Source organism: Bacillus cereus group sp. N21 (genome assembly GCF_016483395.1).
GTDB classification, from domain to species: domain Bacteria; phylum Bacillota; class Bacilli; order Bacillales; family Bacillaceae_G; genus Bacillus_A; species Bacillus_A pseudomycoides.
Window position 1 is genome coordinate 1 of the sequence record NZ_JAEHBX010000116.1, and the last position, 9,139, is coordinate 9,139.

Below are 9,139 nucleotides of genomic sequence, written 5' to 3' on the forward strand. Positions count from 1 at the left end.
TCCCCTCCAAGTAAAAGTGTAACATCCATGTTTATTCATGGTCTTTTTACACTGTCTACCTTAAGGGGATAATATCAGATATATAGTCTGCTTGTCCTTTTTTGTTTTTAGGAAGCATAAAATTTCGGATATTAAGGTCTGTTATTTTAATGTTTCATTTAGGGAAAATGGAACTTGGGTAGGAAGAAAAGAAAAACCTGATATTTTTATCTGTGAATTAAAAATGCTATGATTTCATTAGTAATTACTATGTCTTAAAAGTAATAATGAAAAAATAAAACATATTATATATAGGATCGAAAGAGAAAAGAGGGAAAAAGGGAATAATGAAAAGGCTATGCATCATTCCATGTGGAAAAAAGAAAATCTGGGATCAGTATCCTGATAAGGGACCAACAGAAGCAAAGGATGTATACATTAGTCCATTCGGAAAAGCATGCCAAGCATATGCTTCGCAATTTTTTTCACACTGGATTATTTTATCAGCTAAACATGGATTTTTACTGCCAACTGATATAGTAGAAAAAAACTATGATCTTGCTTTTAATTCGAAAAGTAATGAGATTATTAGTATGGAACAATTAGAAAGACAGATGATTGATAAAGACTTGCTAGACTTTGATGAAATTGTCCTGCTTGCAGGCAAGAAGCATAAAAAAGTAGTGACAAAGTTATATCCGGAAGAAATGATTTCCTATCCGTTAGAAGGCTGTAAAGGAATTGGATATATGCTGCAGAGGTTGAAGTGGGCGGTTGGAAATCATAACGAGATTCAGTAAAAGTTAAAAGAACTCGATTTATCCCGCATTAACGGGCAGTAAGCCCCCGCTGATTAAAGTTTCACTTTATATTGTACATAAGGGTGCTATGTATCGTTAGAAATATAGACTTATAAGGAAAAAAGCTAGATGAGGAGTTAATGGGCGATCCATTTTTTGTTGATGTAAAAGATGTTAATTTCCCAGTGCATATAGCTGAACATGGAATGGGTTAATGGGAGAGGTAGTTATGTTATGTAGATATTGTCAGTCTTTAGTACAACAACCAAAACAAAAGAATATAAGTGGAAAGCACCCAAATTGGGTGCTTCTATTTTTAAGAGAATTTCCATTTAGAACATACTAAACGTTATAGTTTATTACTTGCTTCATAAGGTTTCTTATCTCTTTAACTGGTGGTTTTTTATCGTATACATCAACATATGAAAAATAATAATTTAAATTTCTAACAAGACCTTTGCCAATTTTTGTACTTAGGAAAGGAAATACTTGTCCAGTGTAGTCTTCGAGAGATTTACAATAGTATTTTTCATCCAAATAAATACTATATTTACATGTTAGCTCTACTAGTGGGTTACCTTCAGAATCATATACATCTTTAGATTCAATAATGTCTATTAGTGCAAATCTATCATTAAGATAAACTTTTTTCTTCTTTTCAGGTTTATTAGAAAGAATAAAAGCGAGACCTAGTGCATTAATCAATACGTTTCCTCCTACAAATAAAAAAGATATTAATAAAATATATCGATACATGTTAAATGTAAAGTGGTAAGGCAAATGGTAAAAGATTACTGTAAATATTATTAAGGGATTTCTAGAAGATAAAAAATATTATAGAGTTGGATTTATGCAGAATTTTAAAGAAAATATTCTTGAGTAAATTATAGGGAATTTAGTTGAAGTAGATGTTATTAAAAGTGAATATAAAAGAAATGAATCCCTGCAAGGGAAGTTGCAGGGATTCATAAGGGTATTGTCGAGAATGTCGAACTCGACAAAGTAATCTTAGCATGAATTTCTTGGAAAGAAACCTGGTAAATGTGTCCAAATGAATGTCTAGTATGGGGGCTATAAGAAATCTTTCAGACAAAGTCAAAGAGACCTACTTCCCGCAGCAGGTCCCTTTAACTAGATAATGTTGATGAGCAATAACCCATCTGGAGTACTTTTATCGTAACAAATGGAAAGGGTTTTGTGTATTGAGAAAAAATTTTAAGCAGACATTTACGGTAGCCATATATATGTCGAATTTTTACGCTTGTGTTCAATTCATAGAGTAATGAAAGAATAAAAAAGACCTGCAAGTAAGAAGCAGGTCGTAAGAAGGGGCTTTAATCCAACAGATTAATTAAACGTTATCAATTGTAATGAATGAAGTCCATAGGTTATATGTTGAGAAACTTTATATGAAAGATATTAACGTTTTGTATTCTTGAAAAAGAGATTGAAAAGAGCTGTGAAAATCTTCCTATACGAGAATAAAGTTCTATATTTATAAAGAGATTCATATTTCCAAGCATCACGATTAGAAACCTTGAGTTGTTTATTCGAAGAGCGAAAAACAATTAGATTATTGTTGCGTTTCATAAATAAACCTCCCTTAGTTTGATGCGGATATATTATGGGAATGAATCTGTAATTTGTGTGAGAAATAGTTTAAATGAGAATCTTTTCTTTTCATTATCGTATTGAAATTTCCTTTTCATAAGTATTTGGTCTGTTTTTGAAGTACTGTAACCCATAGAAACCAACTAGTATTCCAATACTTATTAAAATCCAGATGGAAGAGAAAGAGAGAATGATAAGAAAACAGACAATCAAACTTAAAGAAAGAATTTTGTTAAAGAGACCTGGTAATAATTTATATGCTGCAAAGATTCCACAAATGGCATTACAGATAAAGAAAGCATTTGCAATGGCTACAATTTGTTCTACTGTAATGAAATCGTTATAAAGACAGATAAATACAATGGTATGTACGCCGATTAAGAAAAGTAAAGAATAGATTGATACATTCGATTTCGTACGATAGGAAAGTGTATATAATTTCTTTATATATTTTGCTTCGGAAGCGATAAGACGCGAGACCCCGCCAACAACTAATAAATATGTACTCATGCAAAGAACAGTAGTAATAAAAGCGATAAGAGGAACAGCAAACTCTCCAAATAAAGTAGCTAATATGGCTGTTATTCGTAAGTCTTCTTGATGTGAACTAGGAATTACAATCCATTGTGTGGCGCCTGCCACGACAAGACAAACAACCGTTACAGTAAGTGTGCTTATCGTAATTGCTTGTGGGATGGTTTTTTTTCGATTTTTGACATCCATACTGTAATTCCCAATAATCTCCCAACCTACTAAAGCCCAAAAGAGCAATAAAATACTATATCCAAAATCTCCAAAAGAAAAAGATGTTTGAACTAGCTGTTCCGATCGAAAATGAGGGATAGAACGAATTCCACCGCTCAATAAAAGAACGGTTGCAGCTGTTGAAAATACAAATGATATTTTTCCAATAGATGATATATCTAATAATAAAATCAATACACAAAGGCACATTAAAAGAAAACCAATTCCCTCTAATGGAACTTTAAAGTTTGAAAATAAAGCCGCTATATATTGACTGACTGTCATAAGAACAGCTGTAGGTCCTAGACAACCTGCTATGATAAAGAAAATAGAAGTTAATTGCTTCATAGAAGGTCCAAAAGCTTGATCTACCGCATGTGCAACCCCAGATTCACTAGGGAAGAGAATACTTAACTTACCAAATAAGGAAGCGAATAGAAAACCAATTCCCATAATAAGTAGCCAAGCGATAATGGCATAATCTCCAGTTGTTTTGTAGATCAGTGGAGGAAGTAAAATAATCCCAGACCCTAAAATTGGACCAATAATTAAACCGCTGAGCAGTACTGGTCCTAATTTTTTCTTTCTCATATATGTATACATCTCCTTTTGAAAAATTGTGTTTCTTCTATTGTAATTCGAGTTTATCTATCAGTAAAATAGATATATATGAAGTTATTAATCGGAAATTGTGATGTTAGAATGGAGAGATTGAGATGGAGATTCGGCATTTAAAAACATTTAAAACAATTGTTGAGTTAGGAGGATATACACGGGCAGCCGACTATTTAGGATATGCACAATCTACTGTAACAGGGCATATTCAAGCAATTGAACAAGAAATGGGACAGCCTTTATTCAATCGATTAGGGAAAAAAATGGTGTTAACAGATGTAGGAAAGTATCTACTGCCTTATGCAAATGAAATGATTGCTTTGTCTGAGAAAGCAAAACAAATCCCAAGTGTGGATAATGAGATTACTGGAAAAATTGTAATTGGTGCCCCAGAATCATTAACAATTTACCGCTTGCCCTCTATTCTTCATGAATATAAAAAGAAGTATCCAAAAGTAAAAATTACATTAAAAGCTTCAACGTGTCGGGAATTGAGAAATGATTTAAAGAGTGGAAATATAGATATTGCTTTCCTCTTAGACACTGAGCGTCATGAAGAGGATTTACATATTGAGCAACTTGTCATGGAGCAAATGGCATTTGTTTTTCCAAAAGATTACACTGTGACACAAACAGATTCGCAAGATGTCCAATTTTCTCAAGAGGAAACCTTTTTGTATACGGAACGTGGTTGCAGTTATCGAGCATTTTTTGAGCATTATTTACAAAGACAAGGGATCCAACATGAAAGTACATTTGAATTTTGGAGTATTGAGGCGATAAAGCAATGTGTCATGTGTGGATTAGGGATTTCTTTATTACCAATTATTACGGTCCAGCAAGAGTGGAAAGATAAGAGATTGCACGCTGTTATTTCAAATGAAACAAAATTTGCAACACAATTGGTGTATCATAAAAATAAATGGTTTTCTCCAGCTTTACATGAGCTTTTAATGATTATACGTAAGCATGCGAAACGATGGAGAGAAGTAGAGAGTACAATGATTTTCGAGTAATGATATAATATTACTAGATGAAAGACTAAGAAAAGCAGGTGAATCTTTTTTGTTTACAAAAGCACAAGAACTTTTAGCGTCCTATTTTGGTTATTCATCATTCCGCAGAGGACAGGATGAGACAATTAAAAATGTATTAGATGGAAAAGATACCGTTTGTATTATGCCAACAGGCGGTGGTAAATCAATTTGTTATCAAATTCCGGCATTAGTATTTGAAGGGACAACATTAGTTATATCGCCTCTGATTTCACTTATGAAGGACCAAGTAGATACGTTAGTACAAAATGGAATCTCAGCTACATATATTAATAGCTCTATTTCAATTACAGAAGCAAATCAACGAATTCAACTAGCGAAACAAGGTCATTATAAGTTGCTATATGTGGCGCCAGAGCGTCTGGATTCAATGGAATTTGTAGATCAATTAATTGATATGAAGATACCGATGATCGCAATTGATGAAGCACACTGTATTTCACAATGGGGACATGATTTCCGCCCGAGTTATTTACATATACACCGCATATTAGATTATCTTCCAGAAAAACCACTTGTACTTGCGTTAACCGCGACTGCAACACCGCAAGTGCGTGAAGATATTTGTCGTGCTCTTGAAATTAATCAAGAGAATACAATTATGACAACCTTTGAAAGGGAAAACTTATCATTTTCAGTAATTAAAGGGCAGGACCGAAATGCATATTTAGCAGATTATATTCGTCAAAATAAAAAGGAATCTGGAATTATTTATGCAGCGACAAGAAAAGTTGTTGATCAGTTGTATGAAGATTTATATAAAGCAGGGGTTTCAGTTGCACGTTATCATGCCGGAATGAATGATCATGATCGTAATGAACAGCAAGAGCGATTTTTACGTGATGAAGTGAGTGTTATGGTAGCGACATCTGCATTTGGTATGGGGATAGATAAATCAAACATTCGTTATGTGATTCATTATCAACTTCCGAAAAATATGGAAAGTTATTATCAAGAAGCAGGACGTGCTGGTCGTGATGGATTAGATAGTGAATGTATTTTGTTATATTCCTCTCAAGATGTGCAAGTGCAGCGCTTTTTAATTGATCAATCTACCGGGGAATCACGTTTCTCAAATGAACTGGAAAAACTACAACATATGACGGATTATTGTCATACAGAACAATGTTTACAATCATTTATTCTAGAGTATTTTGGAGAAGAACCGAAAGAAGATTGTGGGCGCTGTGGGAATTGTACAGATGAGCGTGAAAGCGTCGATGTTACGCGAGAATCACAAATGGTCTTATCTTGTATGATTCGAACAAATCAGAGATTTGGAAAACAAATGATTGCGCAAGTGTTGACCGGGTCAAAAAATAAAAAAGTAATAGAATTTGATTTCCACACATTACCAACTTATGGTCTTTTATCGAATCGTAGTGTAAAAGAGGTAAGTGAGTTTATTGAGTTTTTAATTTCAGAAGAGTTAATTGCGGTGGAACATGGGACTTATCCAACATTAAAAGTAACAGCTAAAGGAAAAGAAGTATTACTAGGAAATGAAAATGTGTTACGGAAAGAAAGAGTGGAAACAAGACAAATTGTACAAGACCATCCACTGTTTGAAGTGCTTCGTGAAGTGCGAAAAGAAATTGCACAAGGAGAAGGTGTACCACCGTTTGTTATCTTCTCTGATCAAACGTTAAAAGATATGTGTACGAAAATGCCACAAAGTGAAAATGAGTTACTACAAGTAAAAGGGATTGGTGAACATAAACTTGTTAAGTATGGTTCTCACTTTTTACAAGCAGTCATTCATTTTATGGAACAAAACCCAGATTACGCTGAAACAATGAAAACAGAAGTTGTTACGGAACGAAAAAAATCTGGAAAAGCATCAGCAAATTCTCACTTAGAAACGTATGAAATGTATAAACTGGGAACCGAGTTAAGTACAATTGCCAAAGAACGAGACTTATCACGCCAAACTGTCGAAAACCACTTAATTCGTTGTTATGAAGAAGGTATGGAAGTAGATTGGCCAAGTTTCGTTCCAGCAGAATACGAATCTCTTATTGAATCAGCAGTACAACATGCAGAAGGCGGATTAAAATCTATTAAAGAACAACTTCCAGATGAAGTGAGTTACTTTATGATTCGTGCTTATTTACAAATAAGAAAATAGAGAAGTATTAAGGGGACAGGGAAATGCACTATGTTTTTGTTTATGGCACTTTAAGAAAACAACAAGCAAATGCCCATTATTTACATGGGGCAACATGTATAACTGAAGAAGCATGGACTCATGGGAAACTATTTGATACAAATGAAGGTTATCCTGCAATGATCCTTTCGAGTGATAATAAGGTATATGGAGAAGTATATGAAGTAAGTGATGAGATTTTAAAAAAGTTAGATGAACTTGAAGAATATACAGGTAATCCAGAAAAAGATTTATATGATCGGATTACACAGACCATCTATTTTGGGGATAGAAGTATAGGGGCATATGTCTATATTGCACAAAATGACGGGATGTTACAGAGACTAATAATTACTGGTGATTGGGCGAGTTATCGAAATTGAATCGATAAGGGAAGTAAGGAATTATCCCGTATACATGCATCGTTGCAATTCTTTAGAAACCAATTCTAGTTCATCAGAAATCGATAAATTTATATCAAAAACGCGATTCTTTCTGTATATTTCTACAAAAAGAATCGCGTTTTTTTCATTATGTGGATAGAAATTTATAATATCTTGATAGTGATGGGGCGAGATTTCATTATGTTAAATCGATAATATTAATGACACAATTGACAAAATACGCGACATTGTTATAATAGTACATTGTTATATAGGTAACAAGATATTGGTTTTTTTTAGCGAGAAGGGTGTGTAATTATGAAACAACATAATGAACAAATGAGTGGAAAAGATCAAAAAATTAAAGTTGAGCGTGTGCAAACTGGCATTAGAATGGAAAAAAGAATGGTAAAAGTTTTGAAAGCGATGGCAGAGTATCATGATATTTCACTAGGCGTTCTTCTTGAAAGAATAGTTCTTCATGCTTTTGAAAACAAACCTGTATTTAGCCAAGAGAGTCTTGAAAAGGTTAAAGCTATAAAAGAAGTTTATGATATGGATTATGGTTTAGAAATCAGCCGTAGGTGGAATGATTCGGAAAATTAGAGTGATTATTTTTAAGTACATTATCATCTAGATTTCTTGAAAACAATCCGTGAAATAAAGAAGCTAAATAAAATTATCAGGAGCGATATGAAATGAAATTTAGTGCATTAACAATATTTGACAATTACCCCGATCAATTAGCCCGAACTTCTAGACAATTCTATAATGAGGTATTGGAGCAAGCCATTCGGGCTGAAGAAATGAATTTTGACGGAGTATGGTTTACAGAACATCATTTCTCAGATTTTGGTATTAATCCCTCTCCAGCAGTTCTGCTCGCTGCGGTATCTCAAAGGACGAATAGAATTCGCCTTGGTGTGGGTGTTTCAGTACTTCCATTACACAACCCTATACGAGTTGCTGAAGATTATGCGATGGTTGATCTTTTATCAAACGGAAGATTAGATTTGGGGTTAGGTAGTGGATATGCACAGAAGGAATTTGATGGTTATAATATTTCATTGGAGGACAAAACTGAGCGTTTTAACGAGTCTCTAGAAGTGTTACGTAAGGCGTGGTCAGGTAAGCCTTTTTCCCATCAAGGAAAGTTTTTTCAATACAATGATCTTAAACTTAGTGTCCAGCCAATACAAGCTCCGTTTCCGCCTCACTGGATTGCAACCTCTAGTGAAAAAGGTGTTAGTCATGTTGCTAGTATGGGAAGCAATTTCATGGGCCTTGGGTTTAGTAAATCACGGGATGAATTAGCAAAGCTGATTGATACATACAAAAATATGTATCTGAAATCAGGATACGGTAATCCAGACCAGTTAGAAATCCCTGTTGCATTTCATGTTCATGTTGGTGAAACATATGTAGATGCTGAATCCAATGCAAAAGATCCTTATCAACTATTTATGAATACTCCGCGTGGGACGAATATCTCATATGAAGACCTTAAACATAAATTCAATCCAGTAATAGGAAGTCCTGATGAAGTTATTAAACAAATTCAGTCCTACAGGGAAATAGGTGTTACGAATTTTATGGCAGTAATGAATTTTGGTGGATTAGAACATCATAAAGTGCTTTCATCCTTAGACTTATTTGGCAAGTATGTAATTCCAGCATGTAAGTGAAAAATTGATAGGACCAATTACACTTCAAAAAAGATGGTTTTATTTGAATATTCTAATTGAATTGGGCCGGGAATTTATAGTTTTGTACCAGTGAATTTCATTCTATAGTCCACCTATTATC

General features: G+C 33.9%; 8 protein-coding genes. 6 read left to right on the plus strand and 2 right to left on the minus strand.

What is annotated here, in order from left to right:
- Window positions 1-326: 326 nt before the first annotated feature.
- The gene (locus JDS96_RS28855; RefSeq protein WP_199668870.1) at window positions 327-779 is read left to right on the plus strand and encodes a DUF6884 domain-containing protein; all 453 of its coding nucleotides are present in this window, start codon (window positions 327-329) and stop codon (window positions 777-779) included.
- A gap of 342 nt (window positions 780-1,121) precedes the next feature.
- On the opposite strand, the gene JDS96_RS28860 is transcribed toward JDS96_RS28855, so the two are convergent.
- Together JDS96_RS28860 and JDS96_RS28865 are read right to left on the minus strand one after the other, a co-directional pair.
- A complete protein-coding gene (locus JDS96_RS28860; protein ID WP_018765659.1) occupies window positions 1,122-1,484 on the minus strand; it encodes a hypothetical protein in 363 nt (120 codons plus the stop codon).
- Between the two features lie 978 nt (window positions 1,485-2,462).
- Complete coding sequence (locus JDS96_RS28865; RefSeq protein ID WP_199668871.1) at window positions 2,463-3,725, minus strand: APC family permease; 1,263 nt, start codon at window positions 3,723-3,725, stop codon at window positions 2,463-2,465.
- 125 nt (window positions 3,726-3,850) lie between these two features.
- Between JDS96_RS28865 and JDS96_RS28870 the strand changes: the two genes are divergently transcribed.
- From JDS96_RS28870 to JDS96_RS28890, 5 genes are all read left to right on the plus strand, one after another.
- On the plus strand, window positions 3,851-4,765 hold the full coding sequence (locus JDS96_RS28870; protein WP_199668872.1) for a LysR family transcriptional regulator: 915 nt from the start codon (window positions 3,851-3,853) through the stop codon (window positions 4,763-4,765).
- Window positions 4,766-4,814: 49 nt separating this feature from the next.
- Window positions 4,815-6,932, plus strand: coding sequence for a DNA helicase RecQ (recQ, locus tag JDS96_RS28875; RefSeq protein WP_199668873.1), 2,118 nt, complete (start codon window positions 4,815-4,817; stop codon window positions 6,930-6,932).
- Between the two features lie 23 nt (window positions 6,933-6,955).
- Window positions 6,956-7,333, plus strand: a complete 378-nt coding sequence (locus JDS96_RS28880) for a gamma-glutamylcyclotransferase family protein (RefSeq protein WP_199668874.1) — start codon at window positions 6,956-6,958, stop codon at window positions 7,331-7,333.
- A gap of 318 nt (window positions 7,334-7,651) precedes the next feature.
- On the plus strand, window positions 7,652-7,939 hold the full coding sequence (locus JDS96_RS28885; RefSeq protein ID WP_199668875.1) for a hypothetical protein: 288 nt from the start codon (window positions 7,652-7,654) through the stop codon (window positions 7,937-7,939).
- A gap of 92 nt (window positions 7,940-8,031) precedes the next feature.
- A complete protein-coding gene (locus JDS96_RS28890; RefSeq protein ID WP_199668876.1) occupies window positions 8,032-9,018 on the plus strand; it encodes an LLM class flavin-dependent oxidoreductase in 987 nt (328 codons plus the stop codon).
- Window positions 9,019-9,139: the final 121 nt, after the last annotated feature.